We start from the raw sequence: 666 nt of genomic DNA, 5'->3' as shown, positions 1-666 counted from the left end.
CGGGCCTGGGAGACCGGGGCGCCCCAGCGGTCCCCGTCCGCGGCGGGCATGCGCAGCAGCGCCCGGGCCACCGCCGAGTTCAGGGCCTCGGAGGTGCCGGGCAGGGCGGCGAACGACCACGCCGGATAGAGGGCGGTGCTGGTCAGGCAGTCCCCGTCGGTGTCGTGGACCATCAGTGCCCGGAAGTCGGTGCGCTCCAGCAGGTCCTCCGCGTCCATACGCTCGAGCAGGCAGGCCGGCACGATGGCCGCCTCCACCTCGCCCTGCTGCAGGCGCAGGAGCAGGCGGTCCACGGGATAGCCAAGGAAGTGCAGGTCGTAGGCCTCGCGGGCGTCGATCCCACGGCGGGCGAGGGCAGCACGGAGCAGCAGGAAGCCGCCGAACGCCCGTGGGTGCACCGCCGCCACCGGCCGGCCTTCGAGGGCACGCGGGTCCCGGTAGTGGCTGCCGGCACGGACCAGCAGCACGGAGCCGGTGGCGTGACGGGCAGAGCTGCGGTCCGCCGGACGCAGGGTCGCCAGCCGCGTGAGGCGGTAGCGTGGTGCCAGCATCCCGTACTGTCCCGGCTGGGTCAGCAGGAAGTCCAGATTGCCGTCCGCCAGCGCCCGGGTCATTCCCTCCAGATCGAAGGGGCGGATCTCGAAGCGCTGTCCCGGCAGGGCCTCG

Annotated in this window: 1 protein-coding gene; it reads right to left on the bottom strand. The window is 73.7% G+C overall.

Annotated features, from left to right (window positions below; translation table 11 throughout):
- A partial coding sequence (locus G7A99_RS23320) for a PhnD/SsuA/transferrin family substrate-binding protein (RefSeq protein ID WP_163144435.1) occupies positions 1 to 666 on the bottom strand: 666 nt, incomplete at both ends.

It is taken from the genome of Arhodomonas sp. KWT (assembly GCF_010993615.1).
This window is presented reverse-complemented; position numbering and strand designations above follow the sequence as displayed.